Source organism: Pseudomonas sp. DR48 (assembly GCF_019823085.1).
Taxonomy (GTDB): domain Bacteria; phylum Pseudomonadota; class Gammaproteobacteria; order Pseudomonadales; family Pseudomonadaceae; genus Aquipseudomonas.
Genome location: NZ_CP081946.1, coordinates 2,118,782 through 2,138,262, shown reverse-complemented (window position 1 = coordinate 2,138,262; position 19,481 = coordinate 2,118,782). Strand labels below are relative to the sequence as shown.

Genomic DNA, 19,481 nt, shown 5'->3' with positions numbered 1-19,481 from the left:
TCAATGTCCGTTGTTAAGAGTGTGTCGTCTTCCCTGAACCCATGTCGGGTTGCGGTCACGACTGCGCGAAAAGTGCGAAGCAGATTAGCATCAGGCGCGTTGTGCGACCCAGTGATTAAAGGTTAAAGAGTGTCTATGGACCGTTCGCAAGGGTTGAGAGTTTCAGCGCACAGGAAATCGCTATCGCGGGCAAGCCCGCTCCCACAGGTTCGGTGAAATCCCTGTGGGAGCGGGCTTGCCCGCGATAGCGTCGGTTCAGGCGAATTCAATTCAGGAATATTGGACCTCAATCTCATCCAGCTGATGATCAAAACTTTTCAGCCGCGCCGTCCACGTGTACACCAGCACTTCAAAATCCCGATTGATCACCGCCCCGCCCGTAACTTCCGCGCGTGGATCGCAGAAGTCCAGCTGATAGCGCTCACGGGCCATGGCGGCCGCCACGTCGGAGAGTTCACGGGCATTATTGAGCCAGTGCCAGCCATCGTCGGAAACCTGCTTGTCCAGTTCAAGGCATTGTTTTTTCAAGGTCTCGAGGCTTTTTTCCAGCGGCGTGCCGGTGAGTTCACCCATGACTTCCTGGAACGTGCGCCCCGGTTGCCAGTAGCTGCCCCAGAAATACCGGTCAAACACCGTTTCGACCCGACGCAAAGCCACCTTGGTGTCCCAGATCAGCACCAGCGTCTTGCCTTGTTCGAGTTGTCTTTTTTTGATGCGCTGCCCCTGGACGGAAGCCCAGGCGACCACGACGATTGCCATCGTCGCAATCAGCGCGGATGCGCTGTCGAGAAACACCAGAGCCTTGTCGATCTGGTGGGACAGCATGACGCCGTAGAAATAGGTGGCCGACAGCAAAACCAATGCCGTGATAGCGCACCAGAAGCCGGGAGCATAAGGGTTTTTCATTATTAGATCCCCATGACCAACGCGAGCCTTGATCGATGAAGTCGACGCGCGACTCCATCAAGTCAAAGCATAGCAACGGCCTCAGGGTTTGCTGGTGTTAGTGCCTTGCGTTCGTCCGCTTTCCCAGCCGCCGCCCAGGGCGAGGAACAAATCGATCTGGCTCATTGCAACTTGGGTGTTGGCGGAAGCCAGTTGCGCCCGCACATCGGTGTAGGTGCGGGTCGCTTGCAGGTCGGCCAGAAACGACGCACGGCCGGCCTGGAAGAAACGGTGGGTCTGGTCGGCGGCCAATTGCGCCGACTGTTCGGCGTCGGCCAACGCATCGCGACGCTGCAACAGCGCGGAATACTGCGCCAGGCTGGTCTGGGTCTCGCGGATGGCGTTAAGCACCACGCCGTCGAAATGCGCCAGCGTGCCTTGGGTCGTCGCTTCCGCCTCGCGGATTCGCGCCCGAGAGCCGTTGGACGGCACGGTCCAGCTCAGCAACGGCCCGAAGCCCCAGCGATTGGTCGACGGCTTGCCGAGGTTCTCCAGAATACCGACGGTTCCGACCGTCGCGCCGATGCTGATGTCGGGATACAACTCGCCCGTGGCGATACCGATGCCGGCGGTCGCGGCGGCCAATCGACGTTCGGCCTGACGCACGTCAGGGCGACGTTTGAGCAAGGTGGCGCCGTCACCGACCGGCAACAATTGGGTAATTTTCGGCAATTCGGCGCAGGTGGCAGTGCCGGCAGGCAATTGGTCGACCGGTTTAGCCAACAGCATCGACAAGCGGAACAACCCGGCCTGACGCGCGGCCTCATAACGCGGCATGTCGGCGCGCAAGGATTTGAATTGGGTTTGCGAGCGAGTGACCTGGGTTTCATCGCCGCGCCCGGCATCACGCAGACGCTGGATCAGCGTGGTGCCCTGGGCTTGCAGGTCGAGGGAATGCTGGGCAATTTCCCGCTCTTCGTTGGCCGCGCACACCTGGGTGTAGGCCCGGACCACATCGGCCACCAAAGTAATGCGTGCCGTATCGGCAGCCGCTTGTGACGCATCGGCATTAGCTTTGGCGGCTTCGATACCGCGTTGCAGCGTGCCAAACAGGTCGAATTGATATGAGGTGGTAATGCCGATATCGCCAACGTTGGCCACCGGCACTTTCTCCGGTATCAAAAAGGCTTCGCCGGATTCCTGCAGACGCTGGGCACCCATCTTCACGCCGCCGCTCCAGCCACCGGCCGCTTGCGCCTCATCGACCTGAGCGCGGGCCCGGGAAAGGCTCGCCGCCGCCACGCGCAAATCGGTGTTGGTGGCCATCGCCTGCTGGACCAATTGGTCCAGGCGCGGATCCTGATACAAGCGCCACCAATCGGCGGGCACCGGGGCGGAAACGACATTTTTGCCGTCGACCGCCAGGTCGCCCTGCAAATCTTCGCGGTGGATGGCGGCCTCATCCGGCAAATGATAATCCGGCCCGACCACCTGACAGGCCGACAGCAACAAACCTAATCCGGCGACCGCCAAACCTGAGGCCCTGCTCATTTCGCGGGCTCCTGCGGCTGGTCATCCATGATCGATACGGTGGCGGTTCGGCCGGCGATCATGCGGAAATCCGCCGGCACGTCGTCGAAGGCGATCCGCACCGGAATCCGCTGGGCCAGTCGCACCCAACTGAAGGCCGGATTGACGTTGGGTAGCAGATTGCTGCCGCTGCTGCGGTCACGGTCCTCGATGCCGGCGACGATGCTTTCCACGTGGCCGCGCAGGCGTGCGCGGTCGCCGATCACCCGAATGTCGACGCTCTGGCCGACATGAATGCCGTCCAGTTTGGTTTCTTCGAAATAGCCGTCGATGTGAAACGAATTGCTGTCCACCACCGACAACACCGGGCGTCCGGCCGTGACGAATTCCTGCGCGCGCGGCGCACGGTCGTTGACGTAACCGTCCACCGGGCTGCGGATGGTCGAGCGGTCGAGGTTGAGCTGGGCGCTGTCCACCGCCACTTGGGCTTCCATCAACGCCACTTCGGCGCGGGCCACCCGCGACTGGCTCTCTTCCAGTTGCTCGCCGGGCACCAGATTGCCCAGACCACGGTTACGCTTGGCTTCGCGCTGGGCCTGGGCCAGGGTTTCCTGACGGTCGGCCACGGCGGCTTTGGCTTGGCGCAACGCCAGTTTGAAACGGTCCTGATCGATGCTGAACAGCACTTGGCCGCGCTTCACCAGTTGGTTATCGCGCACCTCCACTTGCTGGATCAGACCGGATACGTCCGGGGCGATCTGCACGATGTCGGCACGGATGTGCCCGTCCCGCGTCCACGGGGCGAACATGTAATACATCACCATGCGCCAGACCACGACGACGGCGAAGCTCACGATCAGCAGGGTCAGGACTACGCGACCCAGGGTCAAAAAAGGTTTTTTCATGTCATCAGGTATCGACTGAGTGAGTCCACGGCGCCGAGCAGCAAGGCGTAGAGGGCCACGTTGAACAATGCCCGGTGCCAGACCAGACGGTAAAAGTGCAGGCGTGTCAGCAACCCGTGCACCAACAGGAACAACAGATACGTAATGCCCATCAGCACCAGCAGCGTGGGCAGGAAGACCCCGCTGATATCCAGGTCACCGATCATAAAGGCGCTCCATCAATGCCATGGGGAAGCGGTTCTTCGAGTTCACCGGCGCTGACGAATTCAACACCGGGCAGCAAGGCCAGACGCAATCCGCTCAACGCGTGCAGCAAGTGCAGGCGCGCGCCGTCATCGCAGTCGGTATTTAACGAGCGGCGGGCGCGATCCAGCGTCATCAGCAGAGGACTCGGGGCCGGCAATCGTTCGCCAGCCTTCAGACACGCCTTGAAGTACTCGCCAACCTCGGCCACCACTTGATGCAGCAACGCTTGCGGCGTACCGACCACTCGCGGCGTGTAAGCGAGCAAATCGAGCACGTTCAAAGCCACACGCACTTCCCGCAGCGCAATACCGGTGTCTTGCCCGGTCATCGCCAGGCGCGGCAGATGCTGCATCAGCCGATCGAGCATCTGCACGCCAAGGTGCCGGTGTTCGGCCAGCGACGCCGGTTCGCTGAGGCTGACGATGTCGCGCCAGCTGAAACGCGTCAGGCGCTTGGCCGCCAGTTCCGCCCCGAACGGCCGGGCGATCAAGGTCCAGACGAACGCGAACAGCAAGCCGACCGGGCCGGCCAGGTTGGAGTTGGCGAAGCTGAGGAAATCCGCGTCGTAGGCGCCCTGAATACTGATGAAGGACGAGGTGTTGACGAGGGTCAGCAGCATGCCCAGATAGAATTGCGGCTTGACCGTCAGCGTGCCGATGCAAATGAACGGCACCGAAAACGCCAGCACCAGCATCGGGAAGTCATGCAGGTTGGGCAGCACCAGGAACAGATACAGGCTGGCGAACAGCACCGACATCGCAGTCCAGAAAAAGAACCGGAAAATCTGCGGCGCCGGGTCGTCCATCGAAGCGAAGAAGCTGCACGCCACCGCCGCCAGAATCACCGCCGCGCCGCCGTCGGTCCAGCCGAGCAGAATCCACAACACCGAGGCGACGATGATCGCAGTCACCGTGGACGCCGCCGAATAGAGCATCAATCCACGGTCGAGAAACGGCGACAGGCGACCCAGGCGCCAATGCCGATACACCGCACGCCAGCTGTCCTGGCTTTCGCACTGAATCGCCTGTTGCAGGCTGCGGCAGTCTTGCCACACATCGATCCACTCGCCGAGGCGATACAGCGCGTTGGAGAACAGCAGCTGCTTGCGATCATCCAACGCTTCGGCGGACGGTTGCAGCGCCTCGAGCCGGTCTTTCAACGCCTGCCATCGGCCGATGTCCGCATCCTTGTGGTCGAGCCATTCGGTGGTCGCGGCCAGCACCGGCGCGAACTTATCCACAAGCTCGGGAGTGCGTCGTTCAAGGGCATACAGCGCGTCATCAAGGGCGTCGATCACGGGCAGCAAGTGAATCATTCGCCCGCGCAGTTCCTTGGTATTGCGCACCGTCTGCGGCCGCGCGCCCTCGTGGGGCAACTGACCGATCATCAATTCCAGGCTGTTGAAGGTCGCGACCATCGCCGAGCGCAAGGCACTGACTTCGTCCGGTTGTACGTTGCGGCTGAGGAAACGCTGGCTGTAAGTCGAGGCGTCGGCGAACCACTTGCTCACCGAATCGTTGAACACCGGGGCCAGCCGTCGAGGCCAGAACATCGCGCCGACCACCGCGGCTACCGCGATGCCGAGGAAGATTTCTTCGGTTCGCGCTTCGGCCACGTCCCACACCGCCAACGGGTTATCCACCACCGGCAAGGCGATCAGCGGCAAGGTGTAGCCGGCGAGCATCAGCGCGTAACTGTTGGCCGTACGCAGATGCAGGGACAGGAACAACAACGTCCCGGTCCACAGCGCGATCACCACCACCAGCACATACGGGCTCTGGACGAACATCGGCACGAAAAAAACCGCTGCCGCCGCCCCGAGAAAAGTGCCGACGGCGCGGTATAGCGCCTTGGAACTGGTAGGACCGACAAACGGGCTGGAGACGATGTACACGGTCGCCATCGCCCAATATGGACGCGGCATTTGCATGAGCATGGCGATGTACAGCGCGATCATCGACGCCGCGAACGTGCGTACCCCGTAGAACCAGTCCCGTGCTGGAGGAACGCCAGTGAAAAATCCGCTCAAGGGTTGGCCACCGACGGCGCGTTGGCCGCTTCAAACGCTTTCAATACCCGCAGCGTCGCTTCCAGATCACTCTGGTCGATCCCTTCAAGCACTTCATGACGCAGGCGTACCAGCTCCACTTCAACCGCTTGCACCAACTCCCGGCCGGTTTGCGTCAGGCTCAGGCACTTGGCGCGCCGGTCATGGACGTCTTCGGTGCGACAGACATAGCCGGCGTGACACAGCTGATCGAGCAGACGCACTAGCGACGGACTCTCCATCCCCGCCGCTTGCGCCACGGTCACCTGCCGAACGCCCTCGCCCAAACGCCCGATCATCAGCAACGGGACGGCGCAGGCTTCGGAAATTCCATAGTTGACCAGCGTGGTCTGGCAGATTTTGCGCCAATGCCTGGCGGCCACCACCATGGAGCTGCTGATGTTCATCTGGAGAGCGTCGAGGGTTTTCGGCACGGCGGGAAATACACACTGTTAGTTTGCTAACTATCAATATGGCATTTGGAGGGAAAGCTGGTCAAGTTTTGACACAACTCTGTGACCAGAGGATGCTTCCCCTTAGATATTGCCCAACAATTTTTGCGCCTCGCTCTCGATAAAATCCAAAACCTCCTCCGACACGCTGTATTGAAACTGCTTACGACGGTGTTTTGAAACCTTGCCATCGTTGTCCAAACACATCATCACAAGCTTCGACAGATCGCTTCCCCGTACATCGAAACGCTGATTGACCGCTTTGACCACACGGTCGTAACGGTCCAGAAACTCGGTCTCCTCCCGAAGTTCGATCTCCAGCGCGCGGCGTGCCATCTGCAATGTGAATTCAACGCAGCGAGTGGCGTCCCAGAAGCGATAAACGGACGGGTGGCCAATGAATTCAAAGGCCATTTGATCAGCATCCAGCCAGGTGACGTTCCAAAAATCGCGAGCCGGTTTGGAGAAGTCTTTCAGCGCCTCAAGGTAGTTCGCTTCTTCGTGCTTCATGGCCACGGAAACCGGTAGCAACAGCCCATTTTCCAAGGCACCGCAATGGCAAAGGGTCTGATGAATCAGGAAACGTGAAAGTCGACCATTGCCATCCATGAACGGATGAAGGAAGACGAATCCAAACGCGGTCACGGCAGCCGCTACCAGTGGGTCGACTTGCCTCGAAGATTGATTGGCGAAGGTCATCAACTCCTCCATCAGTTCACGGCACAGATCCGGTGCGGGTGGTACGTAGCTGACGCCAGCAGCGCCCCGCAAACCGTTATGCAAGTGATTCTGTTCATGGCGAAACAGGACAGCTTTGTCAAAAGGATTGGAAACGGTGCTGTTCTGCAATTCGACCAGATAGTCTTCACTCAACGCCCGGCCTTCATGTGCCTGACGCAGCAGTTGAACAAAGCGACGTGATTTTTCTTCGCTGGGTTCTTCTTTCTCGATGGCGAAGGAATCGCGGGTTTCGTGCAGGTAAGCCCAGTTGATGGCGCGGTCCATCATTTCCGGCGGTAATGTCGCCATAAAGGCTTTGGCTCGGCCGAGAATATCGAGACTGAGCAGGGTTTCGAGTTCAGGCGTTCGTTCTACGGTGGCGCAGTAGCGCAGAGAGCCAAGCCCATTGAACTCAATACGCCAACGCGTGTTTCTAACAATTGGGCCAGTTACATAACGTGCGGGGTCAAAAAGCGGTGCAAACCTGCTGTTTATGGGGATTGCATAATCGAGTCGACGATTCGTTAACTCTTCCCAGAGAAAACAAGCCTTTCGTACAAAGACGCCATTTGGTGCTTTTGCCAATTCTTGAAGTAATTGCTCGGCAACGACTGCCTCAAGCGCGGCGGCCAGAATTGCGAGATTGATGCCTTCGTGTTTAAGCGCAAAAAAAATGTGTTCAAGGGTCGAGTCGGTTGCCGGCGCGACAGATTGAGGAACAGCCAGGCAATCTCCAATCATCGAGATGCGCGTGACTGGTTTGATCATAGCCACACGCGTCGGCGCGATAACCTTGAGTTTTAAAGCATCATGGAGGTGTGCGTATCCAACCAAGGGCATTGTGGGCGTCCACAGAAAAAGTTCACAAACGCGATTAAAGCCCAGATTTCTGCAACGCTTGTAAGTTTTTTGCACATTTCGGTCGTTTCGTTAAGATTTTTACACCCCTCGCCCCTTCCTCAACATCACATCCAGTTGATCCACCACCTCCGCCCAATCCGCGTCATCGAGAATCTCGCCCCGCAAAAAGTCCGCCTGACTCTGGGTCCAGAAAAACGCGTCCGCCAGATGCAGCTCGGGTTTGAGCGGTGAATGGGTGGCGATGAATTGGTCGATGCTGACCGGGTCGTTGTCCAGGCCGAGTTGTTTGAACAGCGAGGGAAGGCTGTGGGTTGGGGATTCCATGGTTGGCTCCTTTTTATGGCAAATGATGGATGACTGCTTTGCAGTCAATCGCGAGCAGGCTCGCTCCCACAGTTGATAGCGTTTCCCTGTGGGAGCGAGCCTGCTCGCGATGAAGGTATCACTGATGCAGCAAAACTCATTGGCTCAACTCACGCACCTCGGCATGGGGCACCATTTTCAGGAACTGCGGCATGTCCATGTGCAGCAGATTGGTGTGGTTGCCGGCTTCCAGGTAAATGTCTTTCTGACGGGTCAACAACGGGTCGATGACCACATCAAGCCCATAGGCTTCGCCCAAGGCAGGCACGGCGCCGCGTTCACAATCCTCAAACAGGTGCGGCAGATTGCTTTCCCGGGAGACCTGCCATTCGCCACTGCTGCGCACTTTACTCAAGTCCAGATGACGACTGGCCGGCAGCACGGCCATCAAGTAATGCCCGTGTTTGTCGTCGAGGATCACCGACTTGGCCACCCGTTCGGCAGGAATGCCGGCCAGCCGTGCAGTTTCAAGGCTGCTGGCCGAGTGAGGGTGGGAAACGATGTCATATTCGCAGCGCGCCTTGTCCAGGCTGCTCTGCACGGTTCTTGCCATACGCATGATGCACCTCGGTGTCCGCAACAACCTTTGGCGGACAGTGATTAACCCTTTTACACCCTTAAAAGTTTAGGCCCGCCGGGGCTATCCGGTGGGAAATCTGCTCGTCGGCAGACGTCGACATCTGATCAAAAATCGTACAGCCAGCAGCTCAGCTAGACTGTATACAGAACACCACAGAACACCCTGACTCTCCCGGAGGGTCACGTGAACACTCGCTGCTGTTTAGTTGCGCTGCTGCTGGCCTTGAGCGGATCGGTTTTCGCCGCCGACACCGTCGTGCTGCTGGTTCCCAACCCCATCGGGATCTGGCTGATCACGTTCGGCATTGCATTTCTGATCGCCGAAGCAGCGCTGCCCAATTACGGAGTGATCGGTCTGGGCGGCATCGCGATGTTTGTGATTGGCGCAATCATTCTGACCAACACCGAAGTGCCTGTGCCGTTGATGATCGGCTTGGGATTGATCAGTGCGCTGCTGCTGATTTACCTGCTGATCCGCGCCTTGAAAACCCGGCCGCGCCACGCCGTCACAGGCGATGCCGAGCTGTTGGGCAGCGTGACCGCAGTCACATCGCTGCAGGCCGACAGCGCCTGCAACGGTTGGGTGCATCTGCAAGGAGAACAGTGGCAAGTATTCAGCGCCACCCCGCTGCAACCCGGGCAAAAGGTCCGGGTGGTGGGCCGCAAGGGATTACTGCTGCAAGTGGCCGCGGCTGACGCGGCGCCGGGTGGAGAATAAACATGGGCCTGCAATTGGGTTTTGCCGCGCTGCTGTTACTGCTGATCGCGCTGGCGGGATCGACCTTTCGCATCCTGCGCGAATACGAACGCGGGGTGGTGTTCCAGCTCGGACGCTTCTGGCAGGTCAAAGGCCCTGGTCTGATTCTGCTGATTCCAGTGGTCCAGCAAATGGTCCGGGTCGACCTGCGGACTATCGTGCTCGATGTTCCACCACAAGACGTGATCACCCGCGACAACGTTTCGGTCAAGGTCAACGCCGTGCTGTATTTCCGTGTGCTTGATCCACAGAAAGCCATCATCCAGGTCGAAGACTTCCTCATGGCCACCAGCCAACTGGCGCAGACCACGTTGCGGGCCGTGCTCGGCAAACATGAACTTGATGAACTGCTGGCCGAGCGCGAACGCCTGAACATCGACATCCAGCAAGTGCTCGACGCCCAGACTGACGCCTGGGGCATCAAGGTCGCGAACGTCGAGATCAAGCACGTGGACCTCAACGAATCGATGATCCGCGCCATTGCCAAACAGGCCGAGGCCGAACGGGAACGCCGGGCCAAGGTGATTCACGCCGAAGGCGAATTGCAGGCCTCGGAAAAACTCATGCAGGCCGCGGAAATGCTCGGCCGCCAGCCGGGTGCGATGCAGTTGCGTTACATGCAGACTCTGAGTTCGATAGCCGGCGACAAGAGTTCGACTATTGTCTTTCCGCTGCCGATCGAGCTGCTCAAGGGGATGGCGGATTTGTCGGGCAAATCCTGATGACCCCAAAAGATCGGCTGCGCAAACACCAACGTCCGGTAGCTGCGTCGGAGATTTCCTTTAAGTTGTAGTGGTGTTGGTGAAGTTGTTACCGCCTAAACCGCCATCTCTTCACTGTTTCTGCCGACATCGACATTGAATCCCTACTGGCCAACGCCTCTGAAGACCTGCTGTCGATCAGCGCCATCGCGGCCGATCTGGCGGACGATGTCGAAGGCACGCGGCGTTCAGTAGCCCTGGCGCTTAGCCGCATGGCTGATGGTGTGCAGTTGCTTGTCGAGCGAGCGCTGGATCATTGGGAGGCGTTGCAGATGGAGAAGGCTCAAACCAAGGTTTAGCCGGGTAGATTGGTGGTGAATTGACCACCGTCATCGCGAGCAGGCTCGCTCCCACAATTGATTTTCAGCGAACACAACCTTGGTGTACGACCAAAATTCAATGTGGGAGCGAGCCTGCTCGCGATGGCTTCAGTACAGTCGATACATGGCTTGGCAACTGCCGCACTCTCGTTCAAGCGCGCGCAGGCCGCTCGACTCATCGTCTCGGCAGCACCGCGCATTCGCCGAGCCAGGTCAGTAAGCGGTCGAGGCACGCCTCAACCGACAGCACGCCGGTGTCGAGCACCAAGGCAGCCGATGGCGGCGTTTCATAGGGCGCGGAAACGCCGGTAAATCCCGCCAGGTCACCGCGACGTGCCCGGGCATAGTGACCTTTGGGATCGCGCTGCTCGCACACCGCCAACGAAGCGCTGCACCAGACTTCGCGGTAGTCCTCGCCCAGTCGCCTGGCGAACACCGCGCGTAGCTCAACCAGCGGAGCGATCATGGCGAGGATGACGATCTGCCCGTTCTCCACCAACAGCGCCGCCACTTCACTGGCTCGGCGAATGTTCTCCAGACGATCACTGTCGGTAAAACCCAGGTCGCGATTGAGCCCGACCCGCAGTCCGTCGCCATCGAGCACCAGGCTCTGCACGCCGCTCTCGAACAGTTTGGCGTGCAACGCCTGCGCCAGCGTCGACTTGCCCGCCGCCGGCAAACCGGTCAGCAGAATCGCCGTGCCGTGATGACCATTACGCACCTCACGCTGTTCGCGGCTGATGCTCGCTGTCGGCGCGCGCAGATTATTGGACGGGGGCATGGGTCACCTGCATGCTGATATCGCCCGACGCCCATGCCGCCTCGCGGTTGGCCAACGCGGTGGCAATGGACTGGACTTCGGTGGATTGGACCTCGTCCGGCATCGGATCGAGGCCGGCACTGGCGAAAATCTGACCGTAGGCGTTACGCAGATCAGCATAGGACAGGTCACGGCGCAAATCCGCCTGCAACGTATTCAGTTCACCCTGGATCAGGTCCAGTTCACCGAGGCCCGCCGCCTGATGACGGTTACGCAACTGCCCAAGAATCTGCCCGTCGATGCTCGACAACTCCTGATTGGTCTGGAACTGATGCAGCGCCTCCTGATAGTTGGCGTTGGCCACGTAGAGCTGGGCCAGCACGGCGATGGACATGGCCTGACGGCGCGCCTTGGCGACTTCTTCGCCCGCCTTGGCCACGTTGATCGCGGCCGGTGCGGAAATCACGTTGAACAGGTTCCAGGTCAGCTTGACCCCGTAGTCGGCCCACTTGTCATTAACCAGAAACGAGTTGCTGTCGTAGTGCCCGCCTGCCGAAAACTCCAGCCCCGGCAACAATCGCAGCATGGCTTTACGGGTTTCGGCGGTGCTGATTCGGGTTTGGTAATCCTGTTCGCGCAGTTCCGGTCGGCTGGCCAGGGCTTCGTGTTCCAGGCTGGCCATGCCGACCTTCAATTGCGGTATCGAGTAATCATCCGGGGTCGCCAGTTTTACATCGGTGCCCATCGGCAGGTTGATCAGGGTTGCCAGTTCGGTTTTGGCCAACGACAAGGCCCGGCGCTGTTCCTGCAACTGACGGGTCGCCTCGATCAGCGAGCGCTGGTAACTCAACGCCACGACCGGATCGCCGATGCGTTGTGTGCTCATGCTCTGGCTGTTGCTGCGCGCCGTATCGACCCGGGCCATCAGGCTGTCGATCTGAGTCAGTAGACGTTCGGCGGCCACTGCGCGCCAATAGGCCGAGCGCACGTCCTGGACGATGGTGTTGATCACCTTGCGCCGACGTTCCTGCACGATCAGGCGCTGGTCACCCTGCTGCTTGGCACTGATGTAACTGACGCCGAAATCGAGGACGTTCCACACCATGGTCAGGTCGGCCACTCGGCGGTCACGGTCCTGGGAGGTCGAAGGTTCCAGGGATTGGGTGCCAGTCAGCACGCTCTGGCTGCTGGAGGCACCCTGGTTGTTGCGCCCGACATAGCCTGCGTCCAGAGCCATGCGCGGCAGCATGTCGAAGCTGGCGAGGTCGAGTTGGCGCTTGGCCAACGCTTCTTCCATGATCTTGAGCCGGCCTTCGAGGTTGTATTTCACCGCGCGGGCCATTGCCTGGTGCAGAGTCAGCGGACCATTTAGGGGCTCCTGACCGGTGTACATCGTTTGTAGATCACTCTTGGCGCGCTGTTCGCTGACGCTACGCTCGATCGGTTCACTTTTGACCGCACATCCGCTGATCGCCAGCGCCAGCAGGCTGGCGCCGAATAACTTCTGACTTCTATTCATCCTTGAATGCCCCTGGATTGCGCATTGTTTTTAAAACTGTTCAGGCCTGCATTTCGCTGATGCCGACCTGTTTCAACGCCGCCGCCAAGCGGTCGACCTGCTGTTGCTCGGTGTCTTTGAGCTGTTGCAATTGCTGGTTCAGGGTCAACGCGCCAAACACACCGCGCAGTCCCTGGGAAGCATCCCCGCCCTTGATTGAATGACTGCCAAAAGTGTTCAGCGAATCCCGTTCACTGGCGGTGTCCTGATTGAACAGACTCGACAAAGTGCTGGTGCTGAACACCCCGCCATCGCCGCCGCCAAAGCCGAGGAAACCGTGGCCAGTGCCATCGCCACCGCTCTCGCTGCTGCTGAATACCTGTGCAATGAAGCTTGGCGACAGCGCGCCGCGATTCATGAAAATGTCGCCCAGCGGCCGGATGCCGTTGCCGATCACCCGGTCTTCGAACAACGGCGCAAACGTCAGCGGCGAGCCGAGAGTGCCGCTCGGTGGGCTGAAGATAATCGGCTGCAATGGCACGTTGGGTTGATCAGGCACGGTCACCGGTTGCGTGATGCGGAATTCCGGATCCGCCGGCACAATCACCAGCGGCGAGGTGGTCGCTACCGTGTTGACGGCGTAGCTGTTAGAGCTGCTGAGACCCACGCCGGCATTGCCGGACGCATCGCTGACACCCGAGGTGTTCACGCTGATGGCGTTATTGGCAGTGTTAACGTTGGCGCTCGGCGTCAGCACCGCTGTCCAGGTGATGCCGCCGTCGCTGCTCGACAGGTTGGACAATGTACCGTTGGCCACACTGATGTCAGACAGGTCGAAACCGCTGACGGCTTCATTGAAGGTGAACGTCACCAGCGACGTCTGGCCGGCGCCCAGGTTCGGGTTGGCGGTGACAATGGTGGCGATCGGCCGCTCGCCGTCGATGGCGTAATTGTTCGACACCGCGACGCTGTTGCCAGTGTTGCCTGCCTGATCGGAGACGTTGTTGGTGTCGAGGGCGATGAAGTTGCTCGGATCGGACATGTTCGCGGTCGGCGTGAAGGTCGCGGTCCAGGTTTTGCCGCCGTCGCTACTGGTGAGGTTGCTCAGATCGCCGTTGGTCACGCTCAAATCAGACAGATCGAAATCGCTCACCACCTCGCTGAAGGTGATCGTCACCAGTGTCGTCTGGCCAATGCCCAAATGCGGGTTGGCAACCACGATGGTGGCAGTCGGGCGAGTGGCATCGAGTGCGTAGTTGTTGGAGATGGCAATCGAGGCACCGGCGTTGCCGGCGGCATCGGCCACGTTGCCGGTGTCGAGCAGGATCAGGTTGGTGGCATCGTTGATGTTTGCCGTCGGCGTCAGGGTCGCGGTCCAGGTCATGCCGCCGTCACTGCTGACCAGGTTGGACAGCACGCCATTGGCCACGCTGAGGTCCGACAGGTCGAAACCGGACACCGCTTCGCTGAAGGTGATGGTCACCGTGGTGGTCTTGCCGATGCCGAGGCGGTTGTCTGCCACCACAATGGTCGCGGCAGGACGCGCCGTGTCGATTGCGTAATTGTTGGAATCGGTCACGCCCACGCCGGCGTTGCCAGAAGCGTTGATCACGCCGCTGTTGTCCAGACTGATCAGGTTAGTGGTGTCCGTCACATTGGCAGAAGGCGTGAAGGTCGCAGTCCAGGTGACGCCGCCGTCGCTGCTGCTGACGTTGCTCAACGTGCCGTTGGCGATGGTCAGGTCAGCGTTACTGAAACCGCTCACAGCTTCACTGAAGGTGATGGTTACCCCCGACGTTTCACCGACCTTGAGGGCGTTGTCGGCGATCACGATGGTCGCGGTCGGCACTTGGGTTTCAACGACGTAATTGGCCGAATTGGTAACCCCTGTCCCGGTGTTGCCAGCCAGATCGCTGACACCGGTATTGTTCAGGGTGATCACGTTAGTGGCGTCCGTCACACCGATAGTCGGGGTAAAGGTTGCGGTCCAGGTGATACCGCCGTCGCTGCTGCTCACCGCACTCAAGGTACCGTTGGCTATGGTCAGGTCACTGTTGTCGAAACCGCTGACAGCCTCGCTGAAGGTGATGGTCACCAACGCGGTTTCGCCCGGCTTCAGGGTCGCATCGCTTAACACGATGGTCGCGGTCGGGCGTTGGCTGTCGATGACGTAGTTGTTGGAGTCGGTGGTGCCGCTGCCTGTGTTCCCGGCCAGATCCTGAACGCCGGAGTTGTCCAGGTTAATGATGTTGCTGGTGGCGGTAATGCCGGCCACAGGGGTCAAAGTGGCGGTCCAGGTGATGCCGCCATCGCTGCTGCTGACATTGCTCAGGGTGCCGTTGTCGATTGTCAAATCCGCGTTGGTAAATCCGCTCACTGCCTCGCTGAAGGTGATGGTCACAAGACTGGTCTGACCCACGCCCAGAGCTGAGTCAGCCACGACGATGGTCGCGGTTGGACGCTGGGTGTCGATGGCGTAGTTGTTGGAATCGGTGGTGCCGCTGCCAGCGTTGCCCGAGCCGTTTTGCACGCCGCTATTGATCAGCGTGATCAGGTTGGTGGCGTCGGTGATGCTGGTGGTCGGCGTGAAGGTCGCTGTCCAGGTGATGCCGCCATCGGAGCTGCTCACTCCGGTGAGCGTACCGTTGGCGATGGTCAGGTCGGCGTTGGTGAAACCGGTCACGGCTTCGCTGAAGGTGATCGTCACGAGGGACGTTTCACCGATTTTCAGCGCATTGTCGGCGACCACAATGGTGGCCGTCGGCAGCACGGTGTCGATCGTGTAGTTGTCGGAATTGGTGGTGCCGCTGCCCGCGTTTCCGGACAGATCGGCGACACCAGCATTGGCCAGGGTGATGACGTTGGTCGAATCATTCACGCCAACCGTCGGCGTGAAGGTGGCGGTCCAGGTGATGCCGCCGTCGCTGCTGCTCACCGCCGTCAGCGTGCCGTTGGCAATGGTCAAATCCGCGTTGGTGAAACCGCTGACCGCCTCGGAGAACGTGATGGTCACCAGCGAGGTTTCCCCCGCTGTCAGGGTGCTGTCTGCCAATACAATCGTGGCGGTAGGACGCACGGTATCGATGACGTAGTTGTTGGAGTCGGTGGTGCCGCTCCCGGCATTGCCCGCAAGGTCGGCGATCCCGGTGTTGTCCAGGGTGATCAGGTTGGTCGTGTCGTTGATGCTCGCACTCGGGGTGAAGGTGGCCGTCCAGGTGATGCCGCCGTCGCTACTGCTCACTGCGGTGAGGGTGCCGTTGGCGATAGTCAGGTCAGCGTTGGTGAAACCGCTCACCGCTTCGCTGAAGGTGATGGTCACCAGCGAGGTCTCGCCGATGATCAGTGCATTGTCGGCCACCACGATGGTCGCCGTCGGGCGCACAGTATCAATGGCGTAGTTGTTCGAGTTGGTAGAACCGGCCCCGGCATTGCCGGACAGATCCTGCACGCCCGTGTTGTCCAGAGTGATCAGGTTGGTCGCATCATTGATGCTGGTGGTTGGCGTGAAGGTGGCCGTCCAGGTGATGCCGCCGTCGCTGGTACTCACTGCGGTGAGCGTGCCGTTGGCGATGGTCAGGTCGGCGTTGGTGAAACCGGTGACGGCCTCGCTGAAGGTAAAGGTCACCAAGGAGGTTTCGCCGATTTTCAGCGCATTGTCGGCCACCACGATGGTCGCCGTCGGGCGCACGGTATCGATGACGTAGTTGTTCGAGTTGGTAGAACCGGCCCCCGCATTGCCGGACAGATCCTGCACGCCCGTGTTGTCCAGAGTGATCAGGTTGGTGGTGTCACTGATGCTCGTGCTTGGGGTCAGCGTTGCAGTCCAGGTGATACCACCGTCGGCGCTGCTGAGCCCGGTGACCGAACCGTTGGCCACCGTCAGGTCCGCCGTGGTGAAGCCGGTCACCGCTTCGCTGAAGGTAATGGTCACCAGCGAGGTTTCGCCGATGCTCAGTGCGGTGTCGGCCACGACGATGGTCGCGGTCGGGCGCACGGTGTCGATGGCGTAGTTGTTGGAATCGGTGGTGCCCGTGCCGGCGTTGCCGGCCGTGTCGTTGATTCCGGTGTTGTCCAGGGTGATCAGGTTGGTCGCGTCAGTGATGCTGGCGGTTGGCGTGAAGGTGGCCGTCCAGGTGATTCCGCCATCGCTGCTGTTCACGGCCGTGAGGGTGCCGTTGGCAATGGTCAGGTCGGCATTGGTGAAACCGGTCACGGCCTCGCTGAACGTGAAGGTCACAAGGGAGGTTTCACCAATTTTCAGCGCGGTGTCCGCCAACAAAATGGTCGCCGTCGGGCGTTGGGTGTCGATGGCATAGTTGTTCGAGTTGGTCACGCCGACTCCGGCGTTGCCGGACAGGTCCGCCACGCCGGTCTTGTCCAGAGTGATGATGTTGGTGCTGTCGGTCAGGCTGGCGGTCGGGGTGAAGGTCGCCGTCCAGGTGATGCCGCCGTCGCTGCTGCTCACCGCTGTCAGTGTGCCGTTGGCGATGGTCAGATCGGCGTTGGTGAAGCCGGTCACGGCCTCGCTGAAGGTGATCGTCACCAGCGAGGATTCACCGATGTTCAGCGCGTTGTCCGTCACCACGATGGTCGCCGTCGGCGCCACGGTGTCGTGGATCACGTAGTTGTTGGAGGTGCCGGAACCGGTGCCGACGTTACCCGCCAAATCCTGCACCCCCGAGGTGTTTAGGGTGATTGCGTTGGTCGGTGCATTGATATTGCCCGCGGCGGTCAGGGTCGCAGTCCAGGTGACGCCGCCGTCGCCGCTGCTGAGCCCGCTGACCGAGCCGTTGGCCACGGTCAGGTCGGCCGTGGTGAAGCCGGTCACGGCTTCACTGAAGGTGATGGTCACCTGCGACGTGCCGCCGGAGTTCAGGTTTGTGGTGCCGACCACGATGCTCGACACGGTCGGCGGGGTCACGTCCGGTGCGTAGTTGGTATTGACCGTACCGCCATCATTGAAAATGTTGTTCACTGCGGCCGGGGAGGTGCCCGTTGCGCCACCGCCCATGGCGGGTCCGCCCGAACCGCTGCCGCCGACATTGCCGGCCATTGCGCCGAAGTTGGCCGCCGTCATCAGCAGGGTGCCTTTGTTCCAGATCGCGCCAACGCCCTTGCCGCCCGCACCACCAGGGTCGGCAGAGCCGCCGAGGCCACCGCCACCACCACCGCCACCGCCAGCCGCGACGTTGTTGGAGATAACGGACGTACCCACAACCGTCAGGGTGCCACTCGAGGCGTTGTAGATACCGCCAGACGCCGAAGCGCCGGCCCGGCCGGGCTTGTCCCAACCGGAGCCACCGCCACCACCACCGATGGAAACCGTGCCGTTGTTCGCTGTGCCACCGTTGCCGCCGTTACTGTAGTTGGCAGCGCCAGCACCTCCCGCACCGCCAGCGGTCCCGCCACCTCGACCGCCCATGTAGTTAGGGTTGTATCCCCCGCCATTGCCGCCATGACCGGCCGAGCCACTTGTACCGCCATAAACGCCAGTGCCGAACCCCGAAGTGCCGCCATGACCACCGAGTTGACCACCCAGCGCGCCGCCACCACCGCCGCCGCCGCCCACCGCACCGCCGACATAAGGTGAGGTCACACCGCCACCGCCACCGCCGCCCGAGGCCGCGTTATCGGTCACGGTAACGTTTTTAAGGGTCAGGTTACCGGAGTTGAAAATACCGCCGCCCATCGCTCCTGCGCCGTCCGTCCCTGCCGCCGCGCCCGCACCGGCCACCATGCCTTGCTTGATGATCAGGCCGTCAAAGGTCGCAGTGACGCCGGAAGTCACCTGCACCACGCGGGTTTTGTACTGGCCGTTAAGGGTGACATCTGCAATGCCGTCGTTATTCAGGTCACCATCAAGGGTTACGTTCTTGGTGATGGTCAGCTGCGAGTTCAGCCCGACAATCATGCTGCTGTTGAAGGTAACTGTGTCACCGGCCACGGCATCGGACAGGGCCTGGCGCAAAGAGCCCACGCCCGAGTCGCCGTTATTGAGCACGGTCAGTGTCGCCAGGCTGTACTGGTAGCCGGCCATGGAGGCGGATGACAGCACGTTGCGGCTTTCGATACTGCCGGTGGCGATTTCCAGATCCCAGTCACCGCCCACACCGGTACGGTTGGTGGACGCGGCTATATCGCGGCCGGTGAGTTGCGCCAGGGAATCGACAAAACTGACGCCGCGTTCCCCGGCACCGGTATTACAGGCATAGATCAGGATATCGCCACCGACGTTCATGCCCTTGCCGATCTGGGCCAGCACATCGCTGCGGGCGGCGACATTGTCAGCCGACAGGTAGCTGTTGCCGAGCCACAGGTCGCCGGCGTTGCCGTGGGCGATGATCTGCACCGAACTGACACCCTGATGGGTGTCCAGGTAAGCGGCAATCTGCTGCAAGCCGTCCTTGGTGGCGTCCAGCGTCACCACTTGGGTGCCTGGTGCCACACCTGTGAGCAGGCTGTCGGTATCCTTGATTCGCGAGTCGACGAACACCACGCTTTGGCCGGGTACGGCAGTGGGGGTTGCCGCCGGTGCGGGAGTCGCAGCCGAAGCGTTGTCCGCCTGGCCATGGGTGTCTTTGCTGGTAGCCGGGTGATCGACCGTCGGCGCCTTGGCAGCATCAGCCGTGGGGTGGCTGTCGGGCTGGGCGGCGTCGGCCACCGTGGCCGCGACCGCGCCGTCGAACAGCATGCGCGGTTCCAGGGACATGATCATCGGCGATGCCAGTGCGCGCGCACCCTGGGCCTTTTGCGATTTGCCGTTGTTCCACCACATGCTGCTCACCCGAACTCGAACT

14 protein-coding genes and 1 pseudogene are annotated in these 19,481 nt (G+C 60.6%); 3 read left to right on the top strand and 12 right to left on the bottom strand.

Translation table 11 applies throughout. From position 1 onward, the window contains the following. Window positions 1-270 precede the first annotated feature (270 nt). From K5K95_RS09760 to K5K95_RS09720, 9 genes are all read right to left on the bottom strand, one after another. Window positions 271-906 (bottom strand): NADH:ubiquinone oxidoreductase subunit N, encoded by a 636-nt coding sequence (locus K5K95_RS09760; RefSeq protein WP_222589278.1) that lies wholly within the window; start codon window positions 904-906, stop codon window positions 271-273. Window positions 907-987: 81 nt separating this feature from the next. Next, the gene (locus K5K95_RS09755; RefSeq protein ID WP_222589277.1) at window positions 988-2,436 is read right to left on the bottom strand and encodes an efflux transporter outer membrane subunit; all 1,449 of its coding nucleotides are present in this window, start codon (window positions 2,434-2,436) and stop codon (window positions 988-990) included. Further along, entirely contained in the window at window positions 2,433-3,320 is an 888-nt protein-coding gene (locus K5K95_RS09750) for an HlyD family secretion protein (RefSeq protein ID WP_222589276.1), read from the bottom strand. The genes K5K95_RS09755 and K5K95_RS09750 overlap by 4 nt, the downstream gene beginning before the upstream one ends. After that, window positions 3,317-3,526, bottom strand: coding sequence for a DUF1656 domain-containing protein (locus K5K95_RS09745; protein ID WP_010464893.1), 210 nt, complete (start codon window positions 3,524-3,526; stop codon window positions 3,317-3,319). Before K5K95_RS09745 ends, K5K95_RS09750 begins: the two co-directional genes overlap by 4 nt. Further along, window positions 3,523-5,595: an FUSC family protein gene (locus K5K95_RS09740; RefSeq protein WP_222589275.1), complete on the bottom strand. Its 2,073-nt coding sequence runs from the start codon at window positions 5,593-5,595 to the stop codon at window positions 3,523-3,525. Before K5K95_RS09740 ends, K5K95_RS09745 begins: the two co-directional genes overlap by 4 nt. Next, entirely contained in the window at window positions 5,592-6,020 is a 429-nt protein-coding gene (locus K5K95_RS09735; protein ID WP_222589274.1) for a MarR family winged helix-turn-helix transcriptional regulator, read from the bottom strand. The genes K5K95_RS09740 and K5K95_RS09735 overlap by 4 nt, the downstream gene beginning before the upstream one ends. Before the next feature lie 129 nt (window positions 6,021-6,149). Continuing rightward, window positions 6,150-7,625, bottom strand: coding sequence for a Fic family protein (locus K5K95_RS09730; RefSeq protein ID WP_222590316.1), 1,476 nt, complete (start codon window positions 7,623-7,625; stop codon window positions 6,150-6,152). A 99-nt stretch (window positions 7,626-7,724) separates the two neighbouring features. Further along, window positions 7,725-7,970 carry a DUF2789 domain-containing protein gene (locus K5K95_RS09725; protein WP_208670607.1) on the bottom strand — a complete coding sequence of 82 codons (246 nt, stop codon included), beginning with the start codon at window positions 7,968-7,970 and terminating at the stop codon, window positions 7,725-7,727. A 136-nt stretch (window positions 7,971-8,106) separates the two neighbouring features. Then, window positions 8,107-8,568 (bottom strand): aminoacyl-tRNA deacylase, encoded by a 462-nt coding sequence (locus K5K95_RS09720; protein WP_222589273.1) that lies wholly within the window; start codon window positions 8,566-8,568, stop codon window positions 8,107-8,109. Window positions 8,569-8,772: 204 nt separating this feature from the next. Here K5K95_RS09720 and K5K95_RS09715 point away from each other — a divergent pair, with 204 nt between their 5' ends. The 3 genes and pseudogenes from K5K95_RS09715 to K5K95_RS09705 all read left to right on the top strand — a co-directional run. Next, window positions 8,773-9,306 (top strand): NfeD family protein, encoded by a 534-nt coding sequence (locus K5K95_RS09715; RefSeq protein ID WP_222589272.1) that lies wholly within the window; start codon window positions 8,773-8,775, stop codon window positions 9,304-9,306. Window positions 9,307-9,308: 2 nt separating this feature from the next. Continuing rightward, a complete protein-coding gene (locus tag K5K95_RS09710; RefSeq protein ID WP_208670610.1) occupies window positions 9,309-10,067 on the top strand; it encodes a slipin family protein in 759 nt (252 codons plus the stop codon). A 107-nt stretch (window positions 10,068-10,174) separates the two neighbouring features. Further along, window positions 10,175-10,405, top strand: a pseudogene (locus K5K95_RS09705) (DUF6124 family protein); the annotation flags it as partial. A gap of 196 nt (window positions 10,406-10,601) precedes the next feature. Here the strand turns inward: K5K95_RS09705 and cysC are convergent. From cysC to K5K95_RS09690, 3 genes are read right to left on the bottom strand one after another with little or no spacing between them, the layout of a single operon-like run. Then, a complete protein-coding gene (gene cysC, locus K5K95_RS09700) occupies window positions 10,602-11,207 on the bottom strand; it encodes an adenylyl-sulfate kinase (RefSeq protein WP_222589271.1) in 606 nt (201 codons plus the stop codon). Continuing rightward, on the bottom strand, window positions 11,191-12,705 hold the full coding sequence (locus K5K95_RS09695; protein WP_222589270.1) for a TolC family protein: 1,515 nt from the start codon (window positions 12,703-12,705) through the stop codon (window positions 11,191-11,193). The genes cysC and K5K95_RS09695 overlap by 17 nt, the downstream gene beginning before the upstream one ends. A 40-nt stretch (window positions 12,706-12,745) precedes the next feature. Continuing rightward, entirely contained in the window at window positions 12,746-19,459 is a 6,714-nt protein-coding gene (locus K5K95_RS09690) for an Ig-like domain-containing protein (protein ID WP_222589269.1), read from the bottom strand. Window positions 19,460-19,481: the final 22 nt, after the last annotated feature.

Coding starts and splice junctions, on each gene's coding strand:
- K5K95_RS09760 (WP_222589278.1), bottom strand. CDS start 906: ATGAAAAACCCTTATGCTCCCGGCTTCTGGTGCGCTATCACGGCATTG.
- K5K95_RS09755 (WP_222589277.1), bottom strand. CDS start 2,436: ATGAGCAGGGCCTCAGGTTTGGCGGTCGCCGGATTAGGTTTGTTGCTG.
- K5K95_RS09750 (WP_222589276.1), bottom strand. CDS start 3,320: ATGAAAAAACCTTTTTTGACCCTGGGTCGCGTAGTCCTGACCCTGCTG.
- K5K95_RS09745 (WP_010464893.1), bottom strand. CDS start 3,526: ATGATCGGTGACCTGGATATCAGCGGGGTCTTCCTGCCCACGCTGCTG.
- K5K95_RS09735 (WP_222589274.1), bottom strand. CDS start 6,020: ATGAACATCAGCAGCTCCATGGTGGTGGCCGCCAGGCATTGGCGCAAA.
- K5K95_RS09730 (WP_222590316.1), bottom strand. CDS start 7,625: ATGCCCTTGGTTGGATACGCACACCTCCATGATGCTTTAAAACTCAAG.
- K5K95_RS09725 (WP_208670607.1), bottom strand. CDS start 7,970: ATGGAATCCCCAACCCACAGCCTTCCCTCGCTGTTCAAACAACTCGGC.
- K5K95_RS09720 (WP_222589273.1), bottom strand. CDS start 8,568: ATGCGTATGGCAAGAACCGTGCAGAGCAGCCTGGACAAGGCGCGCTGC.
- K5K95_RS09710 (WP_208670610.1), top strand. CDS start 9,309: ATGGGCCTGCAATTGGGTTTTGCCGCGCTGCTGTTACTGCTGATCGCG.
- cysC (WP_222589271.1), bottom strand. CDS start 11,207: ATGCCCCCGTCCAATAATCTGCGCGCGCCGACAGCGAGCATCAGCCGC.
- K5K95_RS09695 (WP_222589270.1), bottom strand. CDS start 12,705: ATGAATAGAAGTCAGAAGTTATTCGGCGCCAGCCTGCTGGCGCTGGCG.
- K5K95_RS09690 (WP_222589269.1), bottom strand. CDS start 19,459: ATGTGGTGGAACAACGGCAAATCGCAAAAGGCCCAGGGTGCGCGCGCA.